We start from the raw sequence: 17171 nt of genomic DNA, 5'->3' as shown, positions 1-17171 counted from the left end.
CCTCTGAAATGAAGTAGGGAAGCCAGGCAAGGCAGCAGGTGGCTGCCTCAGGCTTCCCGATACGCCCGCACGTCGGCCGGGCAGGCGATGGATTATAGCGTCGCGCGTCGCCGGCTCAACCCTGCTCGCCGCGCTTCTCCAGCCGCGTCAGTCGACGGGCGATGTCGTCGAGCTGCTTGAAGCGCACCGCGTTCTTGCGCCACTGGGCGTTGTGCATGGCCCCGGTGCCCGATGAATAGATGCCCGCCTCGTGTATCGAATTGGTCACCAGGCTCATGCCGGTGACCTGCACGCCGTCGCAGATCGTCAGGTGGCCGGAGATCCCCACGCCCCCGCCCAGCAGGCAGTTGCGCCCGATCCGGGTGGAACCGGCGATACCGACGCAGCCGGCCAGCGCGGTGTGGTCGCCGATGTGGACGTTGTGCGCAATCTGCACCTGGCTGTCGATCTTGACGTCGTTGCCGATCACGGTGTCGTCCAGTGCGCCGCGGTCGATGCTCGAACAACTACCCACCTCGACGTCGTCGCCCAGCACCACGCCGCCGAGCTGGGCGATCTTGTGCCAGCCGCGACCGTCGTGGGCAAAGCCGAAGCCATCGCCGCCGATCACGCAGCCGCTGTGTAGGATGGCGCGCCGGCCGATGGTCACGCCATGGCTGACGGTGACGTTGGCATGCAGCAGCGACTGCGCGCCGATACGGGTGCCGGCCCCGATGAAGCAGCCGGCGCCGATCACCACCTCGTCGCCCAGCTCGACGCCGGCCTCGATCACCGCATTGGGCCCGATCTCGACGCGCTCACCGATGGCCACGTCCTCGGCGACCACCGCCGAGGCATGAATGCCGCCGCTCGGCTGGGCCAGGATCGGGTCGAACAGGCGTGACACCTGGGCATAGCCGAGGTAGGGGTTGTCCAGCTCGAGCCTGTCCACCGGACACGAGGCCGCATGCTCCGGATGCAGCAGCACGGCGCCCGCGCGGGTGGCGGCCAGGTCCTTGAGGTAGGAGCGGTTGGCCACGAAGGCGATCTGGTCGGGGCCTGCCCGCTTCAAGGTAGCCAGCCCGGAGAGGCGGCGTGAACCGTCGCCGACGAGCCGGGCACCGAGCCGGTCGGCAATGTCCTGAAGGGTGAGCTGGGGGCGTGATGGCTGTGTCATGGGTATCCGAAGTCGGCAGCGCGCGCGGTTAACCGTCGCGACGGATCAGTTGAGCGAATTGAGGATCTCGGTCACTTCCCGCGTCAAGTTCGGCAGGTCGATCTCGGAGTGCAGCACGCCTTGCGGTTCCACCAGCACCTGGACGCCGTGACGCTGGATCACCTGCTCGACGGCACGCTCGAGCTTGGGCTCGGCTTCCCGCAGGAAGGCCTGCTCCGAGCGCATCTGCTCCTCGAAGATCTGCTGGCGAAGCTGCTCGAAGCGGCTGCCCTTCTGCTGGAATTCCTGCAGCAGCGCCTGGCGCTCGGCGTCGGGAAGGCTGCCGCCCTGCTGTAGCCGCTGCTGCAGCTGCTGGAGCTCCTGGCCCAGCGACTGGGCCTCCTGCTGCTGACCGCTCAGCCGGCTCTCCATCTGCTCCATCGAGCGCTGGGCGGCATCGGAAGTCAGCAGCGCCTGGCGCCAGTCCAGCACGGCGACATCCGCCGCCTGGGCAGGAAGGGCCAGGGCGCCGAACAGACCCAGGCAGAGAATGGCGGAAAACTTGCGCATTGCATGATTCCTCGAGCGAATCGGATCAGAAGGTCTGGCCCAGGGAGAATTGGAAGAACTGGGTATCGTCACCGCTCTTGTCGTTGAGCGGCTCGGCAATGCTGAAGGTCAGCGGCCCCACCGGGGTCAGCCAGGAGAGCCCGATGCCCACGCTGTAGCGCAGCTCGCCCAGGTCGACGCCCGACGTGCAGCGCGACGGCTGGTCTTCCGGCATCACGTCGTAGCAGCTGGTCAGGAAGGTGTTGCCGGCATCGAGGAAGAAGCCGGTCTGCAGCGAGCGGTGGTCCTCGACGAAGGGCAGCGGGAAGAGCAGCTCGGCGCTGCCTTCGACCAGCACGTTGCCGCCCAGGGTACGGTCGCGCCCCGCCTCGCGCGGCGTGGTGCGCTCGCCCAGGGTGTTGGCGGTGAAGCCACGCACCGAGCCGAGGCCGCCGGCAAAGAAGTTCTCGTAGAACGGATAGGGATCGCTGCCGATGCTGTCGGCATAGCCCAGGGTGGTGCCGAACTTGAGCACCCACGACTGCTCCTCGTTGAGCGGGAACAGCTGCTGGGCGCGGGCGCGCAGCTTGACGTAGTCGGCGTCGCTGCCCGGGGCGGCGGTTTCCAGCGCCAGGCGCTGGTAGTTGCCGTCGGTCGGCATGATGCCGCGGTTCAGGTTGTTGCGCGTCCAGCTGGCGGTCAGCTTGAGGCTCTGGGCGTTGTCGCCCTGGTCCTCGACGTAGCGCACAATCTCGGAGGCCGTGTCGCGGTAGGTCTTGACCGTCAGGTCCTCGACGCTGGCGCCGAAGTTGAGCCGCGACAGCTCGCTGACCGGGTAGCCGAAATTGATCCCCGCGCCGTAGGCGTCGGTGGAGTAGGTCGAGATGTCGGAGTCTTCGTAGTCGGTCTCGCGGTAGAACAGGTTGTAGCCGCGCGAGATGCCGTCCAGCGTCCAGTACGGGTCGGTGAAGCCGAAGTTGAGGCTGGTGAAGGTATCGCTGCGCTGCGCACCGATGTTGACCCGATTGCCGGTGCCCAGGAAGTTGTTCTGGGCCAGCGCCAGGCCGTAGATCACCCCGGCGCTCTGGGAGAAGCCGACGCTTGCCGAGATCGAGCCGGAGGGCTGCTCCTCGACGGTATAGGTGACGTCGAGCTTGTCGGGCTCGCCGGCCACCGGCTGGGTTTCCACTTCCACCTGGCGGAAGAAGCCCAGGCGCTCGAGGCGCCGGCGCGACTGGCTGATCGACTCGGTGGAGGCCGGCGCCCCCTCCATCTGGATCATCTCGCGGCGCAGCACCTCATCCTGGGTGCTGGTGTTGCCGATGAAGTTGATGCGCCGCACGTAGGCACGCTGACCCGGCTCGACGCGGAAGGTCAGGTTCACGGTACCGTCGGCACCGGGCTCCGGTACGCCGTCGACGCGCGCGAAGGCGAACCCCTCGGCCCCAAGCCGCGAGCGCAACGCCTCGGTGGAGGCAGTGACGTCGGTGCGCGAGAAGATCTGGCCACGCTCGACCTGCAGCAGCTCGCGCGCCTCGCGCTCGCTGATCTGCAGATCGCCGGCGAAGCGGATGTCGCCAAGGCGGAACTGGCTGCCCTCGTCGACGTTGACGGTGACGAAAATCTGCGACTTGTCGGGGCTGATCGAGACCTGGGTGGAGGTGATGGCGAAGTTGACGTAGCCACGGTCGAGATAGAACGAGCGCAGCCGCTCCAGGTCGCCAGCCAGCGCCTCGCGGGAATACTCGTCGCGGGAGAACCAGCCGAAGAAACGACCGGGACGGTCGTTGAGCTCGAACACATCGCGCAGCTGGTCGTCATCGAACTGGCGGTTGCCGACGATATTGATCTGGCGGATCTTGGCCACCGCCCCTTCGTTGATCTCGATGTCGACCTGAACCCGCCCCTGGTCGATCTCGCGCACATTGGTCTCGATACGGGCGCTGTAGCGGCCCTGCGCCTGATAGACGCCCTCGAGCTCGCGCTGGATCTCCTCCAGGGTCGAGATCTGCAGCACCTGGCCTTCGACCAGGCCCGCCTGGCGCAGGCCATCGCGCAGGTCGCTTTCGGAGAGCCGGCGATTGCCGCTGATGTTGAGCCGCGAGATGGTCGGCCGCTCGACGACCTGGATCACCAAGACGTCGCCGTCGCGGGCAAGCTCGATATCGTCGAACAGCCCGGTGGCGAACAGGCTGCGGACCGCTTCGGCCAGCTCCCGGTCATCCACGCGATCGCGAGCGCTGATGGGAAAGGCGTTGAAGACGGAAGCCGCGGAAACCCGCTGCAATCCCTCCACGCGAATATCGGTAACTTCGAAAGGTTCGGCCAGCACCGTAGTGGAACTGGCCAGCAGCAGTGCCGCCAATCCGAGGGTCTTGATCTTCATGCAGTCGCTTCGCTCGCGTTGATCCGCCTGCCTATCCAGAACAGGCACCTTATACATATGTGCGGGTGACTGACAAGGCTGGAGCGACGCTCCGCCCTGTGCGCCCCCAGTGGGGGATGAGTCGCTCGCTACCAGAGACGCATTAAATCGAAATACAAGGCCATCAGCATCAGCGTGGCGACCATGGCCAGGCCGATGCGCAGCCCGATCGCCTGGACCTGCTCGGATACCGGCCGCCCGCGAACCGCCTCGACGAAATAATAAAGCAGATGGCCGCCATCCAGCACCGGTATCGGCAGCAGGTTGAGCACCGCCAGGCTGATGGAGAGGTAAGCCAGGAAACTGACGAAGGTCTCCAGGCCGGAGCGTGCCGTGTCCCCGGCCATCTGGGCGATGGTGATGGGGCCGGACAGGTTGGTGGGCGAGATCAGCCCCACCAGCATCTTGCGGATGGCATCGAGGGTCAGCACCGTCATCTCGCCGGTACGCGACACCGCCTGGCCGATCGCGGCCACCGGACCGTAGCGAATCTCGCGGCGGAACTCCTCCGGCCACTCCACCGGGGCCACGCCGGCCCCGACATAGCCGATCGAGGCGCCGCCCTCGAGCTCGCGCTCGCCCGGCACCAGGGTCGTTTCGAAGCGCGTATCGCCACGCGCCACCTCGAGTGCCAGCGCCTCTCCCGGACTTTCGCGCACGGTGTTGACGAACGCCATCCAGTCATCCACCGCACGGCCGTTGACGCTCAGCACCTCATCGCCGCTGGCAAGTCCCGCCCGGGCCGCGGCTTCACCCTCGATCACCTGCCCCAGCACAGCCGGGAACGGCGGCTGCCAGGGGGTGATGCCCAGCGTCGCCAGCGGCTGCGGTGGATCCTGGCGGACCAGGTAGCTCTGCACCGGCAGGCGATGCTCGCGAGTCCGCTCCGAGGTTCCGTCGCGGGCCTCCACGACGAGATCGCCGCTGAGTCCGATCAGCGCCACCAGCCGCAGGTTGATCTCCTCCCACGAGCGCACGGCGTCGCCCTGTACCGCCACGATCTCCTGGCCGCTGGAAAGACCGCTGCGCGCCGCCGGGGAGTCCGGCACCACCCCTCCCACCACCGGAGCCACGGTGGTCATGCCGGCAACGAATAGCGCCCAGTAGGCGACGATGGCGAGCAGGAAGTTGGCCAGCGGGCCGGCGGCAACGATGGCGATACGCTGCCACACCGTCTTGCGGTTGAAGGCTTCGTGCAACTGCGCCTCGGGCACCGGGGCTTCGCGCTCATCGAGCATCTTGACGTAGCCGCCGAGCGGAATCGCCGCCACGGCGAACTCGGTTCCGTGGCGGTCGACCCGCGACCAGATCGGCTTGCCGAACCCCACCGAAAAGCGCAGCACCCGCACGCCGCAGCGACGCGCCACCCAGTAGTGACCGAACTCGTGGAAGGTGATCAGCAGACCCAGCACCACGATGACGGCCAGTATGTTCTGGATCAGGCCCAAGTCAGCCTCCTTGATGATGACGTGTAAGCGAGTGCGGCAGGCTTAGCGCTGTTGCAGCCACTGCCTGGCCAGCGTGCGTGCGTGCGCATCCATCGCCAGAATGGTGTCGAGATCGCGCCCCGCCTCCACCGGCAGGGCATTCAGGGTCGCCTCGACCAGCTCGCCGATGCCGACGAAGGGCAGCCGGCCGGACAGGAAGGCGTCCACCGCCACCTCGTTGGCGGCATTGAGCACCGCGGGCGCCGTGCCGCCCGCTGCCATGGCGTCACGCGCCAGGCGCAGGCAGGGGAAGGCGCGCTCGTCGGGCGCCTCGAAGTCGAGCCGGGCGATCTGGAACAGGTCCAGCGCCTCGACCCCGGCATCGATGCGCTCCGGCCACGCCAGGCCGTAGGCGATCGGCGTGCGCATGTCGGGGTTGCCCAACTGCGCCAGTACCGAGCCGTCGCTATAGGCAGCCATCGAGTGGATCACACTTTGCGGATGCACCACCACCTGGATCTGCTCCGGCCGCGCATCGAACAGCCAGCACGCCTCGATCAGCTCCAGCCCCTTGTTCATCAGGGTGGCGCTGTCTACGGAGATCTTGCGACCCATCGACCAGTTGGGATGCGCGCAGGCCTGTTCCGGGGTGACGCTGGCCAGCCGTGCCGCGCTCCAGCCGCGGAACGGCCCGCCGGAAGCGGTCAGCAGCAGCTGCGTCACACCATGGCGCGCCAGGCCGCCGCGATGCTCGGAGGGTAGACACTGGTAGATGGCATTATGTTCGGAATCGATCGGCAGCAGCGTGGCGCCATGGTGCTCGACGGCTTCCATGAATAGCGCCCCGGACATCACCAGCGCTTCCTTGTTGGCCAGCAGCACGCGCTTGCCGCCGCGCACCGCGGCCAGCGTCGGCAACAGCCCCGCGGCGCCGACGATGGCTGCCATCACCACGTCGACCTCGACCGCACCGGCTGCCTCGACGAGTGCCTCGTCGCCGGCGCGCACCTCCACGGCCAGCCCCGCCTCGGTCAGCCGGGCGCGCAGCCAGGCGGCATCGTGCTCCGTGCCCAGCACCGCCATGCGGGGGCGATGGCGCAGGCACTGCGCCAACAGCGCCTCGCGAGAGCGATGCGCGGTCAGCGCATGCACCCGGTAGCGCTCGGGGTGCCGCGCCACCACGTCGAGCGTACTTTTGCCGATAGAGCCGGTCGCCCCCAGTACCGTGACGCACTGCTGCCGCATGCTTACAGCACTCCCAGCGAGAGCAGCGCGAACAGCGGCACCGCCGCCGTCAGGCTGTCGATGCGGTCGAGCACGCCGCCATGGCCCGGCAGCAGGTTGCTGGAGTCCTTGATGCCGCGGAAGCGCTTGAGCATGCTCTCGAACAGGTCGCCCATCACCGAGACCAGCGTCACGATCGCCGTGACCACGATCAGCCCCAGGCCGGCCGCCGCACCCAGCCCCTGCCAGGTGGCGAACACTAGCGCCAGCACCAGCGTCACCGACATCCCACCGGCCACGCCTTCCCACGACTTGCCCGGGCTGACCGCCGGCGCCAGCTTGCGCCGGCCCCAGGCGCGGCCGCTGAAATAGGCGCCGATGTCGGCTCCCCATACCAGCAGCAGCACGTAGAGCAGCCAGATGCCGCCGGTATCGCGCAGCACGTTGAAGCCGACCCAGGTCGGCAGCAGCACCCACAGCCCCATGGCCAGGCGCATGGCCATGGACTGCCACTGTTCACTGCGCGCAGGGTACTGAACGATCCAGTAGAGGTTGACCAGCCAGCCCGCCAGCGCCAGCCACAGGAGCCCGACCGACAGCGCGGCGCCCGCTCCCCACAGCACGAGCATCAGCAGCGCCATGCCCGCCACCAGGGCCAGCCGCCGAGTCGTCTCTCCGACCCCGGCCAGATTGGTCCATTCCCAGGTGGCCAGCAGCACGATGCCCCCGGTAAAGGCGGCGAAGGCGCTGCCGGAAAGGCCGAACAGGCCGGCCAGCATCAGCGGCGCCAGCCACACCGCCGTAATGACTCGCTGTCTAAGCACCCTCAGCCTCGATCTGTTCGTCGGTCATGCCGAAGCGGCGCTGCCGTCGGCGGAAGTCGTCGAGGGCGAGATCGAAGGACTCGCCGTCGAAGTCGGGCCACAGCTGTGGCGTGAAGTAGAGCTCGGCATAGGCCATCTGCCACAGCAGGAAGTTGGAGATGCGCTGCTCGCCGCTGGTACGGATGCACAGATCCACCGGGGCATCGTCGCCCAGGCACAGCTCCTGCTGCAGGCGCGCCTCGTCGATGGCCGCCGGGTCCAGCTCGCCGTTCCGGCTCTTGAGAGCCAGTCGCCGCGCCGCCTCGGTGATGTCCCACTGGCCGCCGTAGTTGGCCGCGATCACCAGGTGCATGCGCCGGTTGTCGCGGGTCAGCGCCTCGGCGCGGGCGATGTACTTCTGGATCGAGGCGGAGAAGGCAGTGCGATCACCGATCACCGTGAGGCGGATATCGTTGTCATGGAGCTTCTTCACTTCCCGCTTGAGCGCGAGGAGGAAGAGCTCCATCAGCGCACTGACTTCCGCTTCGGGGCGGCGCCAGTTCTCGCTGGAGAAGGCGAACAGGGTCAGGGTTTGTACGCCGCGCTCGGCGGCGCGCCGGATCACGGCGCGTACGGCTTCCACGCCGGCGCGGTGCCCGCGCACTCCGGATAATCCGTGGGCGCGCGCCCAGCGGTTGTTGCCGTCCATGATGATGGCCACATGTCGCGGCACGTTCGAACCGAACGCGGCCGGCTGCGACTCTGGGGTTTGCGCTGACGTCATGATGTCTCGCAATGGGGATGGGAGGACCGGGCAGCGGCACACAGGCCGTGCCCGGCGCGGCTCAGACCTGCATCAGGTCGTGTTCCTTCACTTCGAGCTGCTTGTCAATCTCGGCGATATACTTATCGGTCAGCTTCTGAATGACATCCTCGGCACGGCGCTGCTCGTCCTCGGAGATCTCCTTCTCCTTGAGCAGGTTCTTGAGATCGTTGTTGGCATCGCGACGCACGTTGCGCACTGCCACCCGGCCGTTCTCGGCCTCGGCGCGGGCCTGCTTGATGTAGCCCTTGCGGGTCTCTTCGGTCAGCATCGGCATCGGCACGCGGATGACATTGCCGGCGCTGGAGGGGTTGAGGCCCAGGTCGGAGCTCATGATCGCCTTCTCGATCTTGGGCACCATGTTCTGCTCCCAGGGCACCACCGAGAGGGTGCGGGCGTCCTCGACGTTGACCGAAGCCACCTGATTGAGCGGTACCTGGCTGCCGTAGTAGTCCACGGTGACCGAATCGAGAATGCTGGCGTGGGCACGCCCGGTACGGATCTTGTTGAAATTGGCATGAAGGGCGTCGAGGCTCTTCTTCATGCGGCTTTCGGCATCTTTCTGGATCTCATTGATCACGGTGTCAACCTCTGTCTATCAGCGTGCCTTCCTTGCCGCCCACTACCAGGTTCAGCAGGGCGCCCGGCTTGTTCATGTTGAAGACGCGTACCGGCATGTCATGGTCCCGCACCAGGCAGATAGCGGTCAAATCCATGATACCGAGCTTCTGGTCAAGGGCGTCATCGTAGCTCAACTGATCGTACTTGACCGCATCGCTGTGCTTCACCGGATCCTTGTCGTAGACCCCGTCCACCTTGGTGGCCTTTACCACCACGTTGGCGTCGATCTCGATGCCGCGCAGGCAGGCGGCGGAGTCGGTGGTGAAGAAGGGGTTGCCGGTGCCGGCGGAGAACAATACCACGTCTCCGGAGGTGAGGTAGCGAATGGCGGTGCGGCGGTCGTAGTGTTCCACTACCCCGCTCATGGGAATGGCCGACATGACGCGCGAGCGGATATTGGAGCGCTCCAGGGCGTCTCGCATGGCCAGGGCGTTCATCACCGTGGCCAACATGCCCATGTGGTCGCCGGTGACCCGGTCCATGCCCGCTTCATTCAGCGCGGCCCCGCGAAACAGGTTGCCACCACCGATCACGATCCCCACCTGCACACCAATGCCCACCAGTTGGCCGATCTCCAGCGCCATGCGGTCCAGCACCTTGGGGTCGATGCCGAAGTCATGCTCGCCCATCAGCGCCTCGCCGGAGAGCTTGAGCAGGATACGCTTGTATTTCGACTTGTCGGTACGGGTCTTGGTGCTGTCGATCTGATCGGTCGTGGGCATGGCCTTCTCCTTGGGCATCAGCAGAGCGAGCGAATGGCCGGATGCACCGGCCGGATACGCAACGGCGTGCGCTTGCGCGCACGCCGTACAGGGACTGGAACCTCTGACCTCAGCGACGGCCAGCCTGTTCCATGACTTCCTTGGCGAAGTCGACCTCTTCCTTCTCGATGCCTTCGCCCACTTCAAAGCGAATGAAGCGAACCACCTCACCGCCAGCCGCCTTGACGAAGTCAGTGACGGTCTGGTTGGGGTCCTTGACGAAAGGCTGTTCGGTCAGACTGTTCTCGGCCAGGTACTTCTTCAGGCGGCCTTCGACCATCTTCTCGGCGATCTGCTCGGGCTTGCCGGCCATGTCCGGCTGGGCCAGGATGATCGCCTTCTCCTTGTCGAGCTGCTCCTGCGGCATGTCCTCGGGACGCGCCACGGCCGGGTTGATCGCGGCCACGTGCATGGCGACGTCCTTGGCCACTTCGCTGTTGCCGCCCTTGAGTACGGTCAGCACGCCGATACGGCCGCCGTGGACGTACTCTCCCACCAGCTCGCCGGCGCCGGCCTCGACCAGCACACAGCGACGCACGCCGATGTTCTCGCCGATCTTCTGCACCAGCTGCTCGCGTGCGGTCTCGATCTCGCCGGCGGTCACGGCGGCGACGTCTTCGCTCTTGGCGGCGAAGAAGGCGTCGACCACCTTGTCGGCGAAGGCCTTGAAGTTGGCGTCACGGGCGACAAAGTCGGTCTCGGAGTTGATCTCGACCACTACGCCATAGCTGCCGTCTTCGGCGACACGAGTCACCACGGCGCCTTCGGCGGCGGTGCGGCCGGCCTTCTTGGCGGCCTTCAGACCGGAGCTTTTGCGCAGGTTGTCGATCGCAACTTCGATGTCACCCTCTGCTTCGGTGAGTGCCTTCTTGCACTCCATCATGCCGAGGCCGGTACGCTCGCGCAGTTCCTTGACCTGGGAGGCACTGATCGCTGCCATGGAATTCACCTCTTGATAGTTGAACCCGGGACTGGTTCGACCGGGGAGATAAGGGCGCCGGACCGCGAGTCCGGAAAATTCTGCCCCGCCAAGGCGGGGGAAAGAGGAGCGGCCGGCTCGCCGGCCGCACCACCCGGACCGACATGCGGCCCGGGCAGCTCGCCGTTACTCGGCGGCGGCGGTGGCGTCGCCGCCTTCACTCTCGGTGACCTCGACGAATTCGTCGGGGCGGCCTTCCTTCGCACGTGCGCAGGCATTGGCGATCGCCTGGACGTAGATCTGGATGGCACGAATGGAGTCATCGTTGCCCGGGATCACGTAGTCGACGCCATCCGGATCGGAGTTGGTGTCCACCACGCCGATGACCGGGATGCCGAGCTTGTTCGCCTCGTTGATGGCGATGCGCTCGTGGTCCACGTCGATCACGAACAGCGCGTCGGGCAGGCCGCCCATTTCCTTGATACCGCCGATGGAACGCTCGAGCTTCTCCTGCTCGCGGGTCGCCATCAGGACTTCTTTCTTGGTCAGCTTGTCGAAAGTGCCGTCCTCGCGCATGGTCTCGAGGTCGCGCAGACGCTTGATCGACTGACGAATGGTCTTGTAGTTGGTCAGCATACCGCCGAGCCAGCGATGATTGACGAAGGGCATACCGACGCGGGTTGCCTCTTCCTTGATGATCTTGCTGGCGCTGCGCTTGGTGCCGACGAACATGATCTTGTTGTTCGACGCCGCCATCTTCTCGACCACGTCGATCACCTCGTTGAGGGCCGGCAGGGTGTGCTCGAGGTTGATGATGTGAATCTTGTTACGTGCACCGAAGATGTACTTGCCCATCTTCGGGTTCCAGTAACGGGTCTGGTGACCGAAGTGTGCGCCCGCCTTGAGCAGGTCGCGCATATTGACGTGTGCCATGGATGACTCCTGAAAAATCGGGTTAGGCCTCCACGCACCCCATGGATCCGACTGACGGGATGAACCGCGACAGCACCCGGGACCATGTGCCGGTGCGTGTGTGTTTTCAAGGCTGTGTCTGCACTTTACGACGCTGCCTCACAGCGACTGCCGGCTGAGTCGGCGCCTTCACCAACGGCGAGCCGCATGGCCAACACCGCCTGGGGAAGATACGCGCTCCGCCGCCGGCTGCCGGGATAGCTCGGCGGGCCGCAGGGCGACGATTGCAGTAAAGCGCGCGGCTTTATACCATAGTTCGCTAGCGAGATGAAGTCGCCCGCCGCTCTTACCGCCTTAATTGCCGGCGCCGCCACCCGCAGCCAGCGAGAGTCCATGAACATACCCATCAAGACCCCTGACGAGATCGAGAAGATGCGTGAGGCGGGCCGCCAGGCCGCCAGCGTGCTAGAAATGATCGCGCCCCATGTGCAGGCCGGCGTCTCCACCGGAGAGCTCGACCGCCTGTGCCACGATTTTATCGTCAACGAGCTGGGCTCCACCCCGGCGCCGCTCGACTATCACGGCTTTCCCAAGTCAATCTGCACCTCAATCAATCATGTGGTGTGTCACGGCATTCCCGCCGCTGACAAGAAGCTCAAGAAAGGCGACATCATGAACATCGATGTCACCGTGAAGACCGCTGCCGGCTACCACGGCGACTCCAGCGTCATGTTCATCGTCGGCGAGAACATCCAGGGCGAGCGGCTGTGCCGGGTGACCCAGGAATGCCTCTACCGTAGCATCGCTTTGGTGCGCCCGGGTGCGCGCCTGTCCGAACTGGCACGCGCCATCCAGGAGCACGCCGAGACCAACGGCTATTCGGTGGTACGCGACTTCTGCGGCCACGGCATCGGCGCCACCTTCCATGAAGACCCGCAGGTGCTGCACTACGACGGCTACGCCCCCGAAGCGGACGCCGTGCTGCGCGCCGGCATGTGCCTGACCATCGAACCGATGATCAACGTCGGCAGCCACCAGACCAAGGTACTGCGCGACGGCTGGACCGCGGTGACTCGCGACAAGAGCCTTTCCGCGCAGTGGGAGCATACGCTGCTGGTCACCGAGACCGGCGTCGAGGTGCTCACGGCACGCCACGAGGAAGATCTCTCCTTCCTCGACCACTGAGTCGAGACCGCCATGCTGCTGCACCACTATCGCTTCGCGCCCGACCCCACGCTGTTCGATGCCGAGCAGTTTACCCGCGAGCTGGCCGGCACCCGCTCGCCGATCGCGCCGTTCAAGGCCGCACTGCGGGAAATCCAGCAGCGGCTCGACGAACGCTTCCGCGCCGGGGCCGACATTCGCGATCTGGTGCATGGCCGCGCCTGGTGCCTCGACCAGCTGCTCGGCGTGGCCTGGTCGCTGCAGGCGTGGCCCGACGACGGCGTGGCGCTGCTCGCCGTGGGCGGCTACGGCCGCGGCGAGCTGCACCCGCACTCCGACGTCGACCTCATGCTGCTGCTGGCCCACGACGACGACACCCCCTACCGCGACGCCCTGACCGCCTTCATCACCTTCCTCTGGGACATCGGACTGGAGATCGGCCACAGCGTGCGCTCGCTCGCCGACTGCGAGCGCGAGGCCGCAGGCGACATCACCATCATTACCAACCTGATGGAGTCACGCACCCTGGCCGGCCCCGAATCGCTGCGCAAGGCCATGAAGGAGCGTATCGCGCCCGAAGCCATGTGGCCGGCGGCGCGCTTCTTCGAGGCCAAGTGGCAGGAGCAGATCAGCCGCCATCACCGCTTCAACAACACCGAGTATCACCTCGAGCCCAATATCAAGAGCTCACCGGGCGGCTTGCGCGACATCCAGATGATCGGCTGGGTAGCCAAGCGTCATTTCGGCAGCCAGCGCTATGAGGACCTGGTCGCCGAAGGCTTCATGAACGACGCCGAGCTGCGCATCCTGAGCCAGGGCCAGGCCTTCCTATGGCAGGTGCGCTATGCGCTGCACATGCTCACCGACCGCGCCGAGGATCGCCTGCTGTTCGATCACCAGCGCACCATCGCCGAGCTGTTCGGCTTTCGCGACACTCCCGAGCGCCTCGCCGTCGAGCAGTTCATGAAGCGCTACTATCGCCATGTCACGGCGCTGGCGGGGCTCAACGACATGCTGCTGCAGCACTTCGACGAGGCCATCCTGCGTGGCGGCGAGCGTCTGGAGACGCACCCCCTCAACGAGCGCTTCGAGATCGAGGGCAGCTACATCCAGGCGCGCCAGCGCTCGGTGTTCCGCGACCACCCCTCGGCGCTGCTCGAACTGTTCCTGCTGATGGCGGAGCACCCCGAAATCGAGGGCGTGCGCGCCGACACCATCCGCCTGATCCGCGACCATCGCCACCAGATCGACGACCTCTACCGCGACGACCCCCGGCATCAGCACCTGTTCATGTCGCTGCTGTGCTCCAGCGGCAACGTGGCGCGCCAGCTGCGGCGCATGAATCGCTACGGCGTGCTGGGCAAGTACCTGCCGGAGTTCGGCCAGGCGGTGGGGCTGATGCAGCACGACCTGTTCCACATCTACACCGTGGATGCCCACACGCTGCGCCTGCTCAAGTTCATTCATCAGTTCCGCAAGCCCGAGGCACGCGAGGAATTCCCGGTGGCGGCGGCACTGGTGCATCAGCTGCCCAAACTCGAGCTGCTGTGGATCGCCGGGCTCTATCACGATATCGGCAAGGGACGCGGCGGCGACCACTCGATTCTCGGCGCCCGCGACGTGGAGCGCTTCGCCGAACGCCACGGCCTGACCAGCCGCGACACCCGACTGGTGAGCTGGCTGGTGGAGAACCACCTGCTGATGTCGATGGTGGCTCAGAAGCGCGACATCACCGACCCCGACGTGATCCGCGAATTCGCCGCCCATGTCGGTGACGAGACCCGCCTGGACTACCTCTACGTGCTGACGGTGGCCGACATCAACGCCACCAACCCGACGCTGTGGAACGGCTGGCGCGCCTCGCTGCTGCGCCAGCTCCACGCCGAGACCAAGCGCGCCCTGCGCCGCGGCCTGGACAACCCGCTCGACCGCGACGACTGGGTGCACGAAACACGCTGCGAGGCGCGCTCGCTGCTGTCGGCGGTGGGCGCCGAGCTGGAACGGGTCGAGCGCCTGTGGGAGCTGCTCGGCGAGGAGTATTTCCTGCAGTACGCGCCGAGCGAGATCGTGTGGCAGACCCTGGGCATTCTTGCCCATCGCGAATCCCCGCTGCCGCTGGTGCTGATCAGCGCACCGACCGACGACATGTCCGAGGGCGGCACCAAGGTGTTCATCCACACCCGCTCGGTGGACGACCTGTTCGCCGCCACCGCCGCGGCCATGGAACAGCTCGGGCTGTCGATCCACGACGCCCGCATCGCCACCTCGAGCAACGACTGGACGCTCAACACTTTCATCGTGCTCGACGACCAGGGACGCGCCATCCGCGATCCGCTGCGCATCGAGGAAATCCGCGCCCACCTGGTCGAAGAGCTCGATGACCCCGACGACTATCCGCAAATCGTGACCCGCCATACGCCGCGCCAGCTGCGCCACTTCAAGGTGCCCACCGAAGTGCTGATCGAGCAGGACCCGGCCAACGAGCGCACCCTGCTGGAGCTGACCGCGCCCGACCGCCCCGGCCTGCTGGCCCGGGTGGGGCGCATCTTCATGGAACAAGACATCTCGCTCTCGGCGGCCAAGATCGCCACCCTGGGCGAGCGCGTGGAGGACGTCTTCTTCATCACCGACAAGGCCGGCGCACCGCTGACCGATCCCGAGCGCCAGCAGCGCCTGCGCGAGCGACTGATCGAGGTACTCGACGTGGCGGGCTGAGGCCTGCCGCGACTGGCTGGCGCCAAGCGCACGGGATTTGAGGCGAGTGGGGGCCTTCCCTATAATCGGCGCTCTGCCCGCAGCCACGATAACGACGCCGCTCCACGGCGCCTGGACACCGATGAACCCCGATCTCGACGCCTTGAAGCCCTACCCCTTCGAGAAGCTTGCCGCGCTGAAGGCCGGCGTGACGCCTCCCGCAGGGCTTGCCCACATTCCGCTGACCATCGGCGAACCGCAGCACGCACCCTTCGCCGCCGCCCTGCAGACCCTGCAGGCGCATCAGCTCGACTTCGCCCGCTATCCGGCCACCGCCGGTATCGCCGAGCTGCGCGGGGCCATCGCCGCCTGGGCCACACGACGCTTCAAGCTTGACGGGCTCGACCCCGAGCGCCAGGTGCTGCCGGTCAACGGCACCCGCGAGGCGCTGTTCGCCTTCGTCCAGGCGACGCTGGACCGCACCCGCCCGGCCCGGGTGGCGGTGCCCAACCCCTTCTATCAAATCTACGAAGGCGCTACCCTGCTCGCCGGGGGCCAGCCGCTCTACCTCGACTGCCGGGCCGAGCACGGCTTCCGCCCCGACTTCGATGCCGTGCCGGCCGAGGTGTGGCGCGAGGTGCAGATCCTCTTCCTCTGTTCGCCGGGCAACCCCACCGGTGCGGTGACCCCGCTCGCCGAGTTCCAGAAGCTGATCGCGCTGGCCGACGAGTACGGCTTCATCATCGCCTCCGACGAGTGCTACTCCGAGCTCTACCTGGACGAAGCCGCGCCGCCGCCGGGGTTGCTGGAGGCCTGCGCGGCGATGGGCCGCCACGACTACCGTCGCTGCCTGGTGTTCCACTCGCTCTCCAAGCGCTCCAACCTGCCGGGGCTGCGCTCGGGCTTCGTTGCCGGCGACGCCGAGCTGATCGCGCCGTTCAAGCGCTATCGCACCTATCACGGCTGCGCCATGTCGCTGCCGCTGCAGCACGCCTCGATCACCGCCTGGAACGACGAGGCCCACGTGCGCGCCAATCGCGACGCCTACCGCGAGAAGTTCGCCGCGGTCACCGAGATCCTCGCCCCGGTGCTTGAATTTCCCGTGCCCGAGGCCAGCTTCTACCTATGGCCGGCAGTGCCCGGCGGCGATGACGAGGCCTTCACCCGCGAGCTGTTCGCCGCCGACCACGTCAGCGTGCTGCCCGGCAGCTATATGGGTCGCCAGGGCACCGACGGCACCAATCCCGGTGCCGGGCGCATCCGCCTGGCGCTGGTGGCCGAGCTCGAACCCACCGTAGAGGCGGCCCGACGCATTCGCCGTTTCATCGAAAGGAGGGCATGATGGCGACCCTGTACGTGATCAAGAGCTGCGATACCTGTCGCAAGGCCCGCAAGGCGCTGGATGAGAAGGGAATCCCCTATCAGGTGCATGACCTACGCGAGGACGGCCTCTCCGCCGCCCTGCTCGAGCATCTCCTCGAGCGCGTGCCGGTGCTGGAGGTGCTCAACCGGCGCAGCACCACCTGGCGCAACCTCCCCGAGGAGGACAAGCAGGAGATCGACGCCAACAAGGCGCGCGAGCTGATCATGGCCAACCCCACGCTGCTCAAGCGGCCGCTGCTCGACATCGGCGATACGCTGCGTGTCGGCTATCGCGACGGCGACTACGACGACCTCAAAGGTTGACCCCCTTACTCCCATCAAGACGCGAGGA

The 17171-nt window shown here is 66.4% G+C and carries 15 protein-coding genes; 4 read left to right on the top strand and 11 right to left on the bottom strand.

Annotated elements, in window-relative coordinates:
- Positions 1 to 115: 115 nt before the first annotated feature.
- The 11 genes from lpxD to rpsB all read right to left on the bottom strand — a co-directional run bounded on the left by lpxD (position 116) and on the right by rpsB (position 11620).
- Complete coding sequence (gene lpxD, locus ACT7B3_RS02230; RefSeq protein ID WP_445156718.1) at positions 116 to 1156, bottom strand: UDP-3-O-(3-hydroxymyristoyl)glucosamine N-acyltransferase; 1041 nt, start codon at positions 1154 to 1156, stop codon at positions 116 to 118.
- A 45-nt stretch (positions 1157 to 1201) separates the two neighbouring features.
- Complete coding sequence (locus ACT7B3_RS02225; protein WP_445156717.1) at positions 1202 to 1705, bottom strand: OmpH family outer membrane protein; 504 nt, start codon at positions 1703 to 1705, stop codon at positions 1202 to 1204.
- A gap of 25 nt (positions 1706 to 1730) precedes the next feature.
- The gene (gene bamA, locus ACT7B3_RS02220) at positions 1731 to 4070 is read right to left on the bottom strand and encodes an outer membrane protein assembly factor BamA (RefSeq protein WP_445156716.1); all 2340 of its coding nucleotides are present in this window, start codon (positions 4068 to 4070) and stop codon (positions 1731 to 1733) included.
- Between the two features lie 128 nt (positions 4071 to 4198).
- Positions 4199 to 5557 (bottom strand): RIP metalloprotease RseP, encoded by a 1359-nt coding sequence (gene rseP, locus ACT7B3_RS02215; RefSeq protein WP_445156715.1) that lies wholly within the window; start codon positions 5555 to 5557, stop codon positions 4199 to 4201.
- A 42-nt stretch (positions 5558 to 5599) separates the two neighbouring features.
- Positions 5600 to 6781 carry a 1-deoxy-D-xylulose-5-phosphate reductoisomerase gene (gene ispC, locus ACT7B3_RS02210; protein WP_445156714.1) on the bottom strand — a complete coding sequence of 394 codons (1182 nt, stop codon included), beginning with the start codon at positions 6779 to 6781 and terminating at the stop codon, positions 5600 to 5602.
- A gap of 2 nt (positions 6782 to 6783) precedes the next feature.
- The gene (locus ACT7B3_RS02205; RefSeq protein WP_445156713.1) at positions 6784 to 7584 is read right to left on the bottom strand and encodes a phosphatidate cytidylyltransferase; all 801 of its coding nucleotides are present in this window, start codon (positions 7582 to 7584) and stop codon (positions 6784 to 6786) included.
- Entirely contained in the window at positions 7577 to 8347 is a 771-nt protein-coding gene (gene uppS / locus ACT7B3_RS02200; RefSeq protein WP_444678532.1) for a polyprenyl diphosphate synthase, read from the bottom strand. Before uppS ends, ACT7B3_RS02205 begins: the two co-directional genes overlap by 8 nt.
- A gap of 61 nt (positions 8348 to 8408) precedes the next feature.
- Positions 8409 to 8966, bottom strand: a complete 558-nt coding sequence (gene frr / locus ACT7B3_RS02195) for a ribosome recycling factor (RefSeq protein ID WP_444678533.1) — start codon at positions 8964 to 8966, stop codon at positions 8409 to 8411.
- Between the two features lie 4 nt (positions 8967 to 8970).
- Positions 8971 to 9729 (bottom strand): UMP kinase, encoded by a 759-nt coding sequence (gene pyrH, locus ACT7B3_RS02190; RefSeq protein ID WP_445156712.1) that lies wholly within the window; start codon positions 9727 to 9729, stop codon positions 8971 to 8973.
- A gap of 109 nt (positions 9730 to 9838) precedes the next feature.
- A complete protein-coding gene (gene tsf, locus ACT7B3_RS02185; protein WP_444678535.1) occupies positions 9839 to 10708 on the bottom strand; it encodes a translation elongation factor Ts in 870 nt (289 codons plus the stop codon).
- 165 nt (positions 10709 to 10873) lie between these two features.
- Positions 10874 to 11620: a 30S ribosomal protein S2 gene (gene rpsB / locus ACT7B3_RS02180; RefSeq protein WP_444678536.1), complete on the bottom strand. Its 747-nt coding sequence runs from the start codon at positions 11618 to 11620 to the stop codon at positions 10874 to 10876.
- 372 nt (positions 11621 to 11992) lie between these two features.
- On the opposite strand from rpsB, the gene map reads away from it, so the two are divergent.
- The 4 genes from map (at position 11993) to ACT7B3_RS02160 (ending at position 17143) form a co-directional block, all read left to right on the top strand.
- Positions 11993 to 12784 (top strand): type I methionyl aminopeptidase, encoded by a 792-nt coding sequence (gene map / locus ACT7B3_RS02175; RefSeq protein WP_445156711.1) that lies wholly within the window; start codon positions 11993 to 11995, stop codon positions 12782 to 12784.
- A gap of 12 nt (positions 12785 to 12796) precedes the next feature.
- Positions 12797 to 15478 (top strand): [protein-PII] uridylyltransferase, encoded by a 2682-nt coding sequence (locus ACT7B3_RS02170; RefSeq protein ID WP_445156710.1) that lies wholly within the window; start codon positions 12797 to 12799, stop codon positions 15476 to 15478.
- A gap of 121 nt (positions 15479 to 15599) precedes the next feature.
- Entirely contained in the window at positions 15600 to 16799 is a 1200-nt protein-coding gene (dapC, locus tag ACT7B3_RS02165; protein WP_445156709.1) for a succinyldiaminopimelate transaminase, read from the top strand.
- Complete coding sequence (locus ACT7B3_RS02160) at positions 16799 to 17143, top strand: Spx/MgsR family RNA polymerase-binding regulatory protein (RefSeq protein ID WP_445156708.1); 345 nt, start codon at positions 16799 to 16801, stop codon at positions 17141 to 17143. The genes dapC and ACT7B3_RS02160 overlap by 1 nt, the downstream gene beginning before the upstream one ends.
- Positions 17144 to 17171 lie beyond the last annotated feature (28 nt).

Source organism: Halomonas sp. E14, assembly GCF_052568415.1.
The sequence above is the reverse complement of the archived record's forward strand: the minus strand, read 5'-3'. Positions and strand labels throughout refer to the sequence as shown.

Excerpts from the sequence above, each read along its gene's own strand:
- dapC (WP_445156709.1), top strand. The coding sequence starts at position 15,600 with ATGAACCCCGATCTCGACGCCTTGAAGCCCTACCCCTTCGAGAAGCTT.
- bamA (WP_445156716.1), bottom strand. The coding sequence starts at position 4,070 with ATGAAGATCAAGACCCTCGGATTGGCGGCACTGCTGCTGGCCAGTTCC.
- uppS (WP_444678532.1), bottom strand. The coding sequence starts at position 8,347 with ATGACGTCAGCGCAAACCCCAGAGTCGCAGCCGGCCGCGTTCGGTTCG.
- ACT7B3_RS02225 (WP_445156717.1), bottom strand. The coding sequence starts at position 1,705 with ATGCGCAAGTTTTCCGCCATTCTCTGCCTGGGTCTGTTCGGCGCCCTG.
- tsf (WP_444678535.1), bottom strand. The coding sequence starts at position 10,708 with ATGGCAGCGATCAGTGCCTCCCAGGTCAAGGAACTGCGCGAGCGTACC.
- rpsB (WP_444678536.1), bottom strand. The coding sequence starts at position 11,620 with ATGGCACACGTCAATATGCGCGACCTGCTCAAGGCGGGCGCACACTTC.
- ACT7B3_RS02160 (WP_445156708.1), top strand. The coding sequence starts at position 16,799 with ATGGCGACCCTGTACGTGATCAAGAGCTGCGATACCTGTCGCAAGGCC.
- pyrH (WP_445156712.1), bottom strand. The coding sequence starts at position 9,729 with ATGCCCACGACCGATCAGATCGACAGCACCAAGACCCGTACCGACAAG.
- map (WP_445156711.1), top strand. The coding sequence starts at position 11,993 with ATGAACATACCCATCAAGACCCCTGACGAGATCGAGAAGATGCGTGAG.
- lpxD (WP_445156718.1), bottom strand. The coding sequence starts at position 1,156 with ATGACACAGCCATCACGCCCCCAGCTCACCCTTCAGGACATTGCCGAC.
- ispC (WP_445156714.1), bottom strand. The coding sequence starts at position 6,781 with ATGCGGCAGCAGTGCGTCACGGTACTGGGGGCGACCGGCTCTATCGGC.
- ACT7B3_RS02170 (WP_445156710.1), top strand. The coding sequence starts at position 12,797 with ATGCTGCTGCACCACTATCGCTTCGCGCCCGACCCCACGCTGTTCGAT.